14 protein-coding genes and 1 riboswitch are annotated in these 12,204 nt (G+C 67.6%); of the genes, 8 read left to right on the top strand and 6 right to left on the bottom strand.

Annotated elements, in window-relative coordinates:
- The first annotated feature begins 7 nt into the window (after positions 1–7).
- A complete protein-coding gene (locus RPB_RS21475) occupies positions 8–553 on the top strand; it encodes a TetR/AcrR family transcriptional regulator (protein WP_011443136.1) in 546 nt (181 codons plus the stop codon).
- Between the two features lie 265 nt (positions 554–818).
- On the opposite strand, the gene RPB_RS21470 is transcribed toward RPB_RS21475, so the two are convergent.
- Positions 819–1,457, bottom strand: coding sequence for a glutathione S-transferase N-terminal domain-containing protein (locus RPB_RS21470; RefSeq protein WP_011443135.1), 639 nt, complete (start codon positions 1,455–1,457; stop codon positions 819–821).
- Positions 1,458–1,555: 98 nt separating this feature from the next.
- On the opposite strand from RPB_RS21470, the gene RPB_RS21465 reads away from it, so the two are divergent.
- From RPB_RS21465 to RPB_RS21450, 4 genes are all read left to right on the top strand, one after another.
- Positions 1,556–2,236 carry a TetR/AcrR family transcriptional regulator gene (locus tag RPB_RS21465; RefSeq protein WP_011443134.1) on the top strand — a complete coding sequence of 227 codons (681 nt, stop codon included), beginning with the start codon at positions 1,556–1,558 and terminating at the stop codon, positions 2,234–2,236.
- A gap of 82 nt (positions 2,237–2,318) precedes the next feature.
- On the top strand, positions 2,319–2,789 hold the full coding sequence (locus tag RPB_RS21460; protein WP_011443133.1) for a VOC family protein: 471 nt from the start codon (positions 2,319–2,321) through the stop codon (positions 2,787–2,789).
- Positions 2,790–2,963: 174 nt separating this feature from the next.
- Complete coding sequence (locus RPB_RS21455; RefSeq protein ID WP_011443132.1) at positions 2,964–3,335, top strand: YciI family protein; 372 nt, start codon at positions 2,964–2,966, stop codon at positions 3,333–3,335.
- Positions 3,332–4,597 (top strand): RNA polymerase sigma factor, encoded by a 1,266-nt coding sequence (locus tag RPB_RS21450; protein ID WP_011443131.1) that lies wholly within the window; start codon positions 3,332–3,334, stop codon positions 4,595–4,597. The genes RPB_RS21455 and RPB_RS21450 overlap by 4 nt, the downstream gene beginning before the upstream one ends.
- A 156-nt stretch (positions 4,598–4,753) precedes the next feature.
- Here RPB_RS21450 and RPB_RS21445 read toward each other — a convergent pair whose 3' ends face one another.
- On the bottom strand, positions 4,754–5,056 hold the full coding sequence (locus RPB_RS21445; RefSeq protein ID WP_011443130.1) for a GIY-YIG nuclease family protein: 303 nt from the start codon (positions 5,054–5,056) through the stop codon (positions 4,754–4,756).
- A gap of 377 nt (positions 5,057–5,433) precedes the next feature.
- A complete protein-coding gene (locus tag RPB_RS21440; protein ID WP_011443129.1) occupies positions 5,434–6,222 on the bottom strand; it encodes an SDR family NAD(P)-dependent oxidoreductase in 789 nt (262 codons plus the stop codon).
- Positions 6,223–6,458: 236 nt separating this feature from the next.
- Between RPB_RS21440 and RPB_RS24330 the strand changes: the two genes are divergently transcribed.
- A complete protein-coding gene (locus tag RPB_RS24330) occupies positions 6,459–6,635 on the top strand; it encodes a DUF2934 domain-containing protein (protein WP_011443128.1) in 177 nt (58 codons plus the stop codon).
- A gap of 136 nt (positions 6,636–6,771) precedes the next feature.
- On the opposite strand, the gene RPB_RS21435 is transcribed toward RPB_RS24330, so the two are convergent.
- The 3 genes from RPB_RS21435 to RPB_RS21425 are packed head-to-tail and all read right to left on the bottom strand — an operon-like array spanning position 6,772 to position 9,695.
- A complete protein-coding gene (locus RPB_RS21435; protein ID WP_011443127.1) occupies positions 6,772–7,713 on the bottom strand; it encodes a prephenate/arogenate dehydrogenase family protein in 942 nt (313 codons plus the stop codon).
- Positions 7,710–8,807 carry a pyridoxal phosphate-dependent aminotransferase gene (locus tag RPB_RS21430; RefSeq protein WP_011443126.1) on the bottom strand — a complete coding sequence of 366 codons (1,098 nt, stop codon included), beginning with the start codon at positions 8,805–8,807 and terminating at the stop codon, positions 7,710–7,712. Before RPB_RS21430 ends, RPB_RS21435 begins: the two co-directional genes overlap by 4 nt.
- A 39-nt stretch (positions 8,808–8,846) precedes the next feature.
- Entirely contained in the window at positions 8,847–9,695 is an 849-nt protein-coding gene (locus RPB_RS21425; RefSeq protein ID WP_011443125.1) for a chorismate mutase, read from the bottom strand.
- A 310-nt stretch (positions 9,696–10,005) separates the two neighbouring features.
- Positions 10,006–10,085: riboswitch (SAM riboswitch) on the top strand.
- A gap of 96 nt (positions 10,086–10,181) precedes the next feature.
- Here RPB_RS21425 and metX point away from each other — a divergent pair.
- The gene (gene metX, locus RPB_RS21420; RefSeq protein WP_011443124.1) at positions 10,182–11,384 is read left to right on the top strand and encodes a homoserine O-acetyltransferase MetX; all 1,203 of its coding nucleotides are present in this window, start codon (positions 10,182–10,184) and stop codon (positions 11,382–11,384) included.
- Between the two features lies 1 nt (position 11,385).
- The gene (metW, locus tag RPB_RS21415; RefSeq protein ID WP_011443123.1) at positions 11,386–12,081 is read left to right on the top strand and encodes a methionine biosynthesis protein MetW; all 696 of its coding nucleotides are present in this window, start codon (positions 11,386–11,388) and stop codon (positions 12,079–12,081) included.
- The last annotated feature ends 123 nt before the right edge of the window (positions 12,082–12,204 follow it).

Raw genomic sequence — 12,204 nt, 5'->3', positions numbered from 1 at the left:
CGCCGCAATGACCGATCGCGCGGCTCTGCTGCCGCTGCTTGGCGAGGTGTTTCGCGCCCACGGCTACGAGGGCGCGTCGCTGGCGCTGATCTCGCAGGCCACCGGGCTCGGCAAGGGCAGCCTGTATCACTTCTTTCCGGGCGGCAAGACGCAGATGGCCGGCGAGGTGCTGGCCGAGATCGACGGCTGGTTCGAGACCCGGATCTTCGCGCCGCTGCGCAGCTCCGACGATCCGCGCGCCGCGATCGTGGCGATGCTCGCCGGCGTCGACGATTACTTCCGCTCCGGCCACAGGGTCTGCCTGGTCGGCGTCATCGCGCTCGGCCATGCCCGCGACGAGTTCGCCGAGCCCGTGAATGATTACTTCGCCCGCTGGCACGACGCGCTCGCCGCGGCGCTGCGCCGCGGCGGCATCGGCGCATCGCTCGCGCGCAAGCGCAGCGAAGACGCGGTGCTGACGATCCAGGGCGCGCTGGTGCTCGCCCGCGCCCGCGACGACGCCAAGATCTTCACCCGCGCGCTGGCGGAGCTGAAAACGAGGCTGCTGGCCTAGACGTCCCGTTCGCCTTGCCGTGAAGTCCTTCAACGGAGCACTGCGCCACCTCTCCCGCGTGCGAGGGAGGTCGGATCGCGTCAGCGATCCGGGTGGGGGAAGGGCTTTCGGCGAATAGGAGAGTGAGTTCAGGGCGACCGCCGAGTTAGTTCGTCAACTCACCGACTCACTGCTCGGCTCGCCCTCACGCCGCCCCACTCCCGCAAGCGGGAGAGGAAGCGAGCTGCGGCGTGTGGCTTGCCGGAGTGACGAACTCGAGGGGCCTCTACGCCGCCTTCTTGTGCCGCGCCATTTCGGCCTGGAACAGCGGCAGTTCTTCGGACAGCGCGCGGGCGACGCTGGGGCGCTGGTGCAGAAATTCGGCGTAGGCCTTGATCGCCGGCCATTTCGCCAGGTCGATCTGCGGCGTCGCGCGGCTCCAGTTCAGCACGGTCGCGAGATAGGCGTCGGCGACGCTGAAGCGGTCGAGCAAGTAGTCGCGGCCTTGCAGATGGTCGTTCAGATAGTCGAGCCGCGACACGCCGACCTCGACGGCGAAGGCCTTCACGTCCGGCGGCGCCTTCAGCAGCAGCGCGAACAGCCCTCGGTGCAACTCAGTGGCGATGAAGTTCAGCCATTGCTGCAGCTTGGCGCGCTCGATGCCGCTGCCGGCACCGATCGGGCTCGAGGGATAACGGTCGGCGATGTATTGCAGGATCGCGGCGTTCTCGGTCAGCACCACGCCGGTCTCGGTGCGCAGCACCGGCACCAGCCCGAGCGGATTGAGTTTGCGGAAATCCGAGCCGTCCGCCAACACCGTCTTGGTCGCCGAGTCGATCTCGTGAAAGACGGCGCTTCCGCCGGCTTCGTACAGCGCGATGCGGGTGGCCATCGAACAGGCGAGCGGCGAGAAATACAGATCCATCGGAACCTCCCTCGGGTGGCGGCCGTTCGCGAGCGGCCGCGAGTTGATTTTCATACCGTCTCGCATAATATAAATCTGGTCAAGGAATTTAATGCGATATGGTACAAAAATCACGCGCGCCGTCGCGCGCCGCCGCCAAGCCGAAATCGCCGGCAATGCCCGACGCCGCGCCGGCGCCGAAGAAGCGCGGCCGGCCGCGCAGCTACGAGCCCGAGCAGGCACTCGGCCAGGCGCTCGATCTGTTCCGGCAGAGCGGCTTTGCGGCGACGTCGCTGGACGAATTGTCCGCCGCCACCGGCCTCAACCGGCCGAGCCTGTACGGCGCGTTCGGCGACAAGCGCGAGCTCTACATCAAGAGTTTCGCGCGCTATCGCTCGGACGCCCGCGCCCGGATCACCGAGGCCATCGCCGGCGAGGCGCCGGTGCGGCAGCGGCTGAAGCGGCTTTATGACGCCACGCTCGACATTTACCTGTCGGGCGAAAATGGCCCACGCGGCTGCTTCACGGTGATGACCGCGGCCTCCGAGGCGATGGCCGATCCGGAGATCCGCGCGATGGTGCAGGACACGCTCGGTGAACTCGACAGGGCCTTCGCCGGCCTGCTGCGTCAGGCGCAACAGCAGGGCGAGCTGCCGTCCTCCGCCGATCCGCAGTTGCTCGGCCAACTCGCGGCTGCGACCGTCCATACGCTGTCGGTCCGCGCCCGCGCCGGCACGCCGCGCCCGGCGCTGGACCAGATCGCGGACGCGGCGATCGAGTTGATCTGCGGCCCGGCCTGACGGCGAAAATATCGCCGGCGGCTGTCGGGTGCGGCCGACGCCGTTCGTCCTTCGCGGGTGAGCCATCACCGAGGACGCCACCATGACCGAGCCTGCCATCGCCGAACTTGCTCTCGCCGATCCCGCCATGATCGCTCGCCAACCTGTCACCCCGCATCTCGTCGTCCGCGACGCCAATGCGGCGATCGACTTCTACAAGCAGGCGCTCGGCGCCACCGAGGCGGTGCGAATGCCGGCCGATGACGGCAAGCGGCTGCTGCATGCCGAGATCCATGTCGAAGGCGCGCGGATCTTTCTCGCCGATCACTTCCCGGAATATTGCGCCCAGCACGGCAACGAGGCGGTGATGCCGCCGACCGAGCTGAAGGGCACCGCCGTGACGATGCATCTCGAAGTGGCCGATTGCGACGCCGCGGTGGCGCGCGCCGAGGCAGCCGGCGCGATCGTCACGATGGAGCCTTGGGATGCGTTCTGGGGTGCGCGCTACGGCCGCGTGGTCGATCCGTTCGGCCATTCCTGGAGCTTCGCGCATCCGCTGCCGGCGGCGACATAATCGTCATTGCGAGCGAAGCGAAGCAATCCGGAAAAGCGGGCACTGCACTGGATTGATTCGTCGCGGCGGTCCTCGCAAGGGCGGATCCGCCGGGCTTGGCTGCTGCAAACTTGTCGGCCATGCTGGCGAGCCACGGCGACGTCGATCGTCGTGCAGAAAGGGAGATTCGTCCGCATGCTCTACGCCATCCTTTGCTATCACGACGAGGACTTCGTCGGCTCCTGGAGCCGCGAGGAGGACGCGGCCGTGATGGAGAAGCTGAAGCTCGTGCACGGCAAATTGGCCGCGCAGGGCCGGCTCGGCCCGGTGGCGCGGCTGCTGCCGACCACGGCGGCGACCACGCTGCGAAAGGATTCGGAGCCGCCGGTGGTGATCGACGGTCCGTTCGCCGAGACCAAGGAGCAGTTGCTCGGCTTCTATGTCGTCGACTGCGCCGATCTCGACGGCGCGCTCGATGTCGCGCGCGATCTCGCTTTGGCCAATCCGGGCGGCGCCTACGAGATCCGTCCGATCGGCCTGTTCATGCCGGGAGCCGCGCAGCCATGACCGACCTCGCCTGGATCGACACCGCGATCACGGCGTCCCGGCCCCAGGCGATCGGCGCGCTGCTGCGCTATTTCCGCGATCTCGACACCGCCGAGGAGGCGTTCCAGAACGCCTGCCTGCGGGCGCTGAAAGCCTGGCCGCAGAACGGCCCGCCGCGCGATCCGGCCGCATGGCTGATCCTGGTCGGCCGCAATGTCGCGATCGACGACCTCCGCCGCGGCAAGAAGCAACAGCCGCTGCCCGACGACGAAGCGATCTCCGATCTCGACGACGCCGAGAGCGCGCTCGCCGAGCGGCTCGACGGCTCGCATTATCGCGACGACATCCTGCGGCTGCTGTTCATCTGCTGTCATCCCGAATTGCCGCCCACCCAGCAGATCGCGCTGGCGCTGCGCATCGTCTCGGGGCTGACCGTGCCGCAGATCGCGCGGGCGTTTCTGGTGTCGGACGCGGCGATGGAGCAGCGCATCACCCGCGCCAAGGCCAAAGTCGCCCGCGCCCGCGTGCCGTTCGAAACCCCGGGCGCGCCGGAGCGCAGCGAACGGCTGGGCGCGGTGGCGGCGATGATCTACCTGGTCTTCAACGAGGGCTATTCGGCGTCGGGCGACACTGCGGGAATCCGCGCGCCCTTGTGCGAGGAGGCGATCCGGCTGGCGCGGCTGCTGCTGCGGCTGTTTCCGTCCGAGCCCGAGATCATGGGGCTCACTGCTTTGATGCTGCTGCAGCATGCGCGCGCGCCGGCGCGCTTCGATGCCCATGGCGAGATCGTGCTGCTCGACGAGCAGGACCGCGGCCTGTGGGACACAAAGCTGATCGCCGAGGGCCTGGCGCTGATCGACAAGGCGATGCGTCATCGCCGCACCGGCGCGTATCAGATCCAGGCCGCGATCGCCGCCCTGCACGCCCGTGCGACCCGGCCCGAGGATACCGACTGGGCGCAGATCGATCTGCTGTACGGCTCGCTGGAGATCCTGCAGCCGTCGCCGGTGATCACGCTCAACCGCGCGGTCGCGGTGTCCAAAGTGCGCGGCGCCGAGGCGGCGCTGGCGATGATCGCACCGCTGGAAGAGAGGTTGTCGAACTACTTCCATTATTTCGGCACCAGGGGCGCGCTGCTGCTGCAGCTGGGTCGCCGTGACGAGGCGCGGACCGCCTTCGACCGCGCCATCGCGCTGGCCCGGACCACCGCCGAGGCCAACCACATCCGCATGCATCTCGACCGCTCGAAGCGCGACGACGCGGCCGAGCGGATCAATCCGTAGGGTAGGCGCAGCGCAGCCGGCCGCATCCTTCGAGGCTCGCCCAAGAGGGCGAGCACCTCAGGATGACGCTGTGCTTGTCTCGAGCCCCACAACAGGGACTCCGTCATCCTGAGGCGCGAGCGTAGCGAGCCTCGAAGGATGCTGTTTCGGCACAGCTCACCGCGCTGGCTTGCCGCCGCGGCGACGCGCCAATTGCTGCACGCCGTCCCAATCGGACCTTGCCAGCGCTTCCTTCTTGGCCCGACCCCAGCCTTTGATCTGCCGCTCGGCGGCGATGCCGTCGGTGATGCGGTCGAAATGCTGCGACCAGACCAGTGTGACCGGTCGACGGACGAACGTGTAGCCGGGGAAGGCGCCGGCATTGTGCTGATCGATCCGCGCGGACAGATCATCCCCCGTCGCGCTGCCGACGTAGTACGAGCCGTCCGAACAGTGCAGCATGTAGACGTAGATGCCCATCGCCGAGTCCTTCGAAGCTGGCTATACTCGCATCTTGAGGATGACTGCGCCGTGCTGATTGTCAATTATCTCGTCGGTGCCGCGTCGCCGCATCCTTCGAGGCGAGCCGAAGGCGGCTCGCACCTCAGGATGACGATGCCGTGCCTGTTGTAGAGCGCAGCGAGCCTCGAAGCGTCATCCTGAGGTGCGAGCGAAGCGAGCCTCGAAGGATGCTGTTCTGTCGCTGGCGCACCAGCGAGCCTCGAAGCGTCATCCTGAGGCGCGAGCGAAGCGAGCCTCGAAGGATGCTGTTCTGTCGCTGGCGCACCAGCGAGCCTCGAGGCGTCATCCTGAGGCGCGAGCGAAGCGAGCCTCGAAGGATGGGCGGGCGGAGAGAACTACCCGTTCCGCCGTTCGCCGCGCAGGGTCGGCAGGCCGATGCCGGCGGCGTCGAAGCCGCCGTCGACGGCGAGGATCTGCCCGGTGATGTAGCTGGCGCGGTCGCCGCACAGGAAGTAGATCGCCTCCGCCAGTTCGTCTTCCAGCCCGTAACGGCCGAGCGGGATGGCGTCGCGATAGTCGGCGCGGATTTCAGGGGTGTGGACAGCCTTGGCCATCGCGGTCTCGACCGGGCCGGGCGCGACGCCGTTGACGCGGATGCCGAGCGCGGCCAGTTCGACCGCGCACTGCTTGGTGAGATGCGCCAGCCCGGCCTTGCTGGCGCCGTAGGCGACCCGCAGCGTCGAGGCGCGTAGCGCCGAGATCGAGGTGATGTTGACGATCGCGCCGCCGCCGCTGTCGCGCAGCAGCGGCACCGCCGCCTGGATCACCAGGAACGGCCCGGTGAGATTGACCGCGAGCACCCGCTGCCATTCCTCCGGCGTGGTGTCCATCAGCGGCTTGAACACCGCGATGCCGGCATTGTTGACCACCGCGTCGAGCCGGCCGAACCGGGTCGCGATCGCGCCGACGCCGCGCGCGACCGCGCCGGCATCGGAAACATCGCAAGGCAGCGCCAGCGTCCGCTCCGGCGCGGCCAGGTGGGCGATCGTCGCGGCCAGGCCGTCGCCGTCGATATCGAGCAGCGCGACGCGCCAACCATCCGCGAGAAAGCATCGCACCGCTGCGAGCCCGATGCCGCGCGCGGCGCCGGTGACGAGGGCGACTTTGGGCGAGGAGGTGGTCATGACGGGTCCTGTCGTTGGTGATGACGTATCGATCGTCCAGCACGGCCGCCACGACGCGCCCCGTCGTTGCTCCGGTGGACATTTGCGGCCGCGACAGGCCTGCGCACGCGCCGCCGTGGCTTGCATGCGAATACCGCATCCCACCGGGCCCAGGAACCAGTCTCTGACATCAGGATTACACCAACCTGAAATAGAGAAATCTGCGTTGCACGCAACGCATCTGACCGGAGGCAGCCATGGACGACGAACTGACCCAGCGTATCCGCCACCGTGCCCGCGAGAAGTGGGAACTGGCCGGCTACCCGGAGGACCGCAGCGAGGAATTCTGGCTGGAAGCGGAAAAGGAAGTCCGCGGCGAGCAGGAGACCTACAGCGAGTTGAAGGCCGATCCGAGCGTCACGACGAACAGCTGATCGCTCCGCGCGTCGGACCTCAAGAGATCCCGGCCGTCACCCGCCGTCGTCGCCTCAGCGTGACCACGGCGGGTGACGTGCGTCGCGCGCGCCGTCGCAGATGCCTGACGGGTGGGGCCGCGCCCATCCCCGCCGCTCACTCCGCCGCGGTCTTGCCCAATTGCGGATGCTTACGGCCGAAATCGGCGGCGGCCTCGTCCTGACCGATCTCGACGATGCCGCGGCGAATCGCGCGGGTGCGGGTGAAATGGTCGAACAAGGCTTCGCCGTCGCCGCGGCGGATCGCCCGGGTCAGCTTCGACAGATCCTCCTGGAATTCGCCGAGCATCTCCAGCACCGCGTCCTTGTTGTTGAGGAACACGTCGCGCCACATCGTCGGGTCGGACGCGGCGATGCGGGTGAAGTCGCGAAAGCCGCCGGCGGAGAATTTCAGCACTTCCGAACTGGTCACGCCCTCCAGCTCCTGCGCGGTCGAGACGATGGTATAGGCGATCAGATGCGGCAGGTGGCTGGTCACCGCCAGCACCTTGTCGTGATGCTCCGGCGTCATGATCTCGACATTGGCGCCAAGCCCACGCCAGAACGCGCCGAGCTTGTCGGTCGCGTCGGCATTGGTGCCCTCCGGCGGCGTCAGAATGCACCAGCGGTTGATGAACAGTTCGGCGAAGCCGGAATCCGGGCCGGAATTCTCGGTGCCGGCGACCGGATGCGCCGGCACGAAGTGCACGTTCGGCGGCAGATGCTCGGCCATCGCCTTGACGACCGCGGCCTTGACCGAACCGACATCGGAGACGATCGCGCCCGGCGCGAGATGGGCCGCGATCTCCTGCGCGGCCTCGCCGCAGGCGCCGACCGGGATGCACAGGATGACGAGATCGGCGTCCTTCACCGCCTCGGCATTGGTCTCGACCACGCGGTCGACGACTCCCAGCTCGGCGACGCGCGCCCGCGACCCCGCCGAACGCGCGGTCGCGACGATCTCGCCCGCGAGACCCTGCAGCCGCGCGCCGCGTGCGATCGAGCCGCCGATCAGGCCGAAGCCGATCAGCGCCAGCCGTTGAAACAGCGGCGCGGTCATGGCTTCGCCATGAACTCGGTCAGCGCCGCGATTACCAGCTCGTTGGCCTCGTCGGTGCCGATGGTCATGCGCAGCGCGTGCGGCAGCTTGTAATTGCCGAGCGCGCGCAGCACGAGACCGCGCTTGGTCAGGAACGCGTCGGCATCCGCCGCGGTCTTGCCCGCCGTGGTCGGGAAATGCATCAGCACGAAATTGCAGACGCTCGGCGTCACTGTCAGGCCGAGTTTGGTGAACTCCTCGGTCAGTCGGTCGCGCCACTTCTCGGTGTGGACGCGCGACATGTCGACATGCGCGGTGTCCTGGATCGCCGCGACCGCGGCGAGCTGCGCCGGGATCGACGTGTTGAACGGACCGCGGATGCGGTTGACCGCGTCCACAATATTCGCCGGGCCGAACATCCAGCCGATCCGCAAGCTCGCGAGGCCGTGCACCTTGGAGAAGGTGTGGGTCAGCACGGTGTTGTCGGTGGTCGAGACCAGTTCGATGCCGATCTCGTAGTCGTTCTTCGAGACGTAGTCGGCATAGGCGGCGTCGAGGACCAGCACGACGTGCGAGGGCAGGCCGGCGCGCAGCCGCTTGACCTCGTCGAACGGAATATAGGTCCCGGTCGGGTTGTTCGGGTTGGCGAGCCACACCAGCTTGGTGTTCGGCGTGACCTTGCTGAGGATCGCGTCGACGTCGGTCGTCAGGTCCTTTTCCGGCGCGACCACGTTGGTGGCGCCGTTCGCCAGCGTGGCGATCGGATAGACCAGGAAGCCGTGCTGCGACGAGATCGCCTCGTCGCCGGGGCCGAGATAAGTGTGCGCCAACAGGTTCAGGATTTCGTCGGAGCCGGCGCCGCAGATGATGCGGTCGGGGTCGAGGCCGTAGGCACGGCCGATCGCCTCGCGCAGCACCCGCGAGGTGCCCTCCGGATAATCCTCGAGATGATCCGCCGCGCTCTTATAGGCCGCGATCGCGTGCGGCGACGGGCCGAACGGGGTTTCGTTGGCCGAGAGCTTGAACACCTTGCGGCCGGCTTCGGGCACGGGGCTCTTGCCGGGGGTGTAGGGCGCAATATCGAGAATGCCGGGCTTCGGCACGGGACGGGACATCGTCAACTCCGGAGTGTCAGGCGGCTGCAGGCCGGTCCTTCAGGTCGGGGCCTTGCCGCTCGGGGGCACCGTATAGCGCCTCGCGTGGCTGCCGACGAGGCCCGATGAGCGCACCGAGGCCCCCGCTGCGATCAGGGCAGCCTTGATATTGTCGAGGCCGCCGGGGGCGGAAATCGACACCAGCAGCGCCGCGCCGTCAAAAGCGGTATCCGGCACCGCCACGACTTCGGCCAGCGGCGAGATCGCCCGGGCGATCTCGGCATTCCAGCCCGACACCCGGATGCTCCAGGTCTCGACCTCGGTGACCATGGCGCTGTCCGCGACCCGCGACACCACGAAGACCGGCAGCGCCGCCGGATGGTCGGCGCGCTCGATGAAGGGCAGCCGGGCGATGATCTTCGGGGCGCCTGCGGCCTCCAGCGCCAGCCACCACGGATTGCTGCCGGAGGTCGCCGACACCAAAGCGAGGTCGCCCTTGGAGCGCGCCACCGCCTCGACCGCCGCGGAGGCCGAGAAATGCGGCACATAGGGCACCGTGAAGCCGAAATGGAACCGGGCCGAATCCCGCATCGCGGATTCGCCCAGCGACTGGTCGACATGCACGGCGAACGGCGCTTGGACATAAGTAAAGGTGGCGATGATCACCCGCCAGATGCTCTCCACGGTGTCGAGCGGCAGGATGCCGTGGTGGCGCTGCACCAGCCGCCGCATCATGTCGGCCTCGCGCGCCGGGCGGAACGCCGAGCCGACCTCCTGGGTCTGCTTCACCGAAATCAGCCGGTCGATGATGTCGCCGCGCTGCATCAGCAACTGATGGACCTGCGCGTCGATGCCGTCGATCTCCTGGCGCAGCTCGGTCAGCGACGGCGGCGAGGGCGGTTTGGTCATGGCGGGGAACCTTCAGGCGAGATCGAGGCGCGATACGACCTTCTGCTTAGGAAACCAGACGATTGAAGGCAAAGGATTTTGCCTTCGGGCAGGGCGCCGCCCCAGCCGCAGCGCGCTCCCTCTCCCGCGCGCGGGAGAGGGCTGGGGTGAGGGCGAGCCGAGCACGGCGCTGAGGTGTGGCCGCTCTCCACAACCACCGTGCTCGCGGCCCCCCACCCCCGACCCCTCCCCGCAAGGGGGAGGGGAGAGCAGGCGCTGCACACCCTCGGCCCCAATATTGACGACCCCGAGCTTCGTGATTAGAGTCCCAGCCAGATCCCGTGGTCATTTGAGCCGGCCGGCTTGCAGCCACGTTAAACAACTCGCTAAACAGGCCGGGGACAGTTTCTGATCCCGGCCGAACCGATGTTCAGGCCGGGTTTTTTATTGGCTCGGTCGCTCTTATCTGAGGTCAGCGGGGATGCCCTCGCTGAGGCCGTTGGCAGTATGATGAATGTACACCCGGTGAAAGGTCCCGTTGCGACCGGTGGCGAGCGCCCCCACGAGGCCGACCATCCGACGTCGCTGGTGGCGTCGTTCGGCGCCGACCAGCCGCTGCGGCTCGATTGCGGCGTCGACCTCGCCCCGTTCCAGATCGCCTACCAGACCTATGGCACGCTGAACGCCGACAAGAGCAACGCCATTCTGGTCTGCCATGCGCTGACCATGGACCAGCACATCGCCAATGTGCATCCGATCACCGGCAAGCCGGGCGGATGGCTGACGCTGGTCGGTCCCGGCAAGCCGATCGACACCGACCGCTATTTCGTCATCTGCTCCAACGTGATCGGCAGTTGCATGGGCTCGACCGGTCCGGCCTCGACCAATCCGGCCACCGGCAAGGTCTGGGGCCTCGATTTTCCCGTCATCACCATCCCCGACATGGTCCGCGCCCAGGCGATGCTGGTCGACCGGCTCGGCATCGACAAATTGTTCTGCGTCGTCGGCGGCTCGATGGGCGGCATGCAGGTGCTGCAATGGAGCGTCGCCTATCCGGAGCGGGTGTTCTCGGCGATGCCGATCGCCTGCGCGACGCGGCATTCGGCGCAGAACATCGCCTTCCACGAGCTCGGCCGCCAGGCGGTGATGGCCGATCCGGACTGGGCCCATGGCCGCTATGTCGAGACCGGCGCGCATCCGCATCGCGGCCTCGCGGTGGCGCGGATGGCCGCGCACATCACCTATCTGTCCGACGCCGCCTTGCACCGCAAGTTCGGCCGCAGGATGCAGGACCGCGAACTGCCGACGTTCTCGTTCGACGCCGACTTCCAGGTCGAGAGCTATCTGCGCTATCAGGGCTCGTCCTTCGTCGAGCGCTTCGACGCCAACTCTTATCTCTATCTGACCCGCGCGATGGATTATTTCGACATCGCCGCCGACCATCACGGCGTGCTGGCGGCGGCGTTCCGCGGCACCCAGACGCGGTTCTGCGTGGTGTCGTTCACCTCCGACTGGCTGTTCCCGACGCCGGAATCGCGCGCGATCGTGCATGCGCTCAACGCCGGCGGCGCGCGGGTGTCGTTCGCCGAAGTCGAGACCGACAAAGGCCACGACGCCTTTCTGCTCGACGAGCCGGAATTCATCGACATCGCCCGCGCCTTCCTGCACTCGGCTGCGACCGCGCGCGGGCTCGACAAAGCGGGGCGCTGAGATGGCGGTGCAGGAGAGCTTGCCGCTGGAGCCGCCGGCGCGCACCACGCTGCGGGTGCATCGCGCCGATCACCTGCTGGTCGCCGACATGGTCGAGCCCGGCTCCAAGGTGCTCGACGTCGGCTGCGGCGAGGGCGATCTGATGCAGCTGCTCGAATCCCGTGGCGTCGATTGCCGCGGCATCGAGCTGTCGCGCGAGGGCGTCAACCGCTGCGTCTCGCGCGGTCTCGCGGTGGTGCAGGGCGACGCCGACACCGACCTCGACAACTACACCGATGACGCCTTCGACTACGTGATCCTGTCGCAGACGCTGCAGGCGACGCGGCAGCCGCGCGTCGTGCTGGAAAACCTGCTGCGCATCGGCCGCCGCGCGATCGTGTCGTTTCCGAATTTCGGCTACATCAACATGCGGCTGCAGCTGCTGATCAACGGCCAGATGCCGCGCACCGACAATCTGCCGGCGACCTGGTACGACACCCCGAACATCCATTTCTGCACCATCAAGGATTTTGTGCTGCTGTGCGACGAAATCGACGTCAAGATGGAACGCGCGGTGGCGCTCGACCGCTACGGCCGGCCGCTGCGGCTCAACGCGCCGTGGTGGTTCTGGAACATGTTCGGCGAGCAGGGCGTGTTCTTGCTGAGCCGCGCCGAGAAGAAACACCACGCCGCGCCGGGCGATTACCTCGCGCCCTGATCTGCCGAGTCGCAACGACGACCGCCGGGCGCTGCGCCGCTGTGCTTTAACTAATGGTTAACGCACGCGCGGAGGCCGGATGCGGCGGTTCCCCTGCCACGAAATGATCATCCTATGACCGCG

The sequence above is a fragment of the Rhodopseudomonas palustris HaA2 genome (genome assembly GCF_000013365.1).
Lineage (GTDB): Bacteria > Pseudomonadota > Alphaproteobacteria > Rhizobiales > Xanthobacteraceae > Rhodopseudomonas > Rhodopseudomonas palustris_J.
Note: the sequence above shows the minus strand (reverse complement) of the source record. Positions and strands in the feature narration are given on the sequence as shown.